This is a genomic window from Pseudoalteromonas sp. BSi20429, assembly GCF_000238895.1.
GTDB classification, from domain to species: domain Bacteria; phylum Pseudomonadota; class Gammaproteobacteria; order Enterobacterales; family Alteromonadaceae; genus Pseudoalteromonas; species Pseudoalteromonas arctica.
In genome coordinates, this window is the sequence record NZ_BADV01000116.1 from 1 (window position 1) to 204 (window position 204).

Consider the following 204-nt stretch of genomic DNA (forward strand, 5'->3'; position numbering starts at 1 on the left):
GGTGGGTGATACTGGACTTGAACCAGTGACCCTCGCCTTGTAAGGGCGATGCTCTCCCAACTGAGCTAATCACCCAAATTACATTATTAACTATCAAGGGTGATAGTTAATGCTGGACTTTAACCAGTAATCCTCGCCATTATTTGCAAAAGGCGGTGATGCTTTCTTCTTTTGTAACTGAGCTAATCACCCAAATTACATTTT

General features: G+C 42.2%; 1 tRNA gene. It reads right to left on the minus strand.

Annotated features, from left to right (window positions below):
• Positions 1 to 2: 2 nt before the first annotated feature.
• Positions 3 to 75 (minus strand) — tRNA-Val (locus tag P20429_RS20050).
• Positions 76 to 204 lie beyond the last annotated feature (129 nt).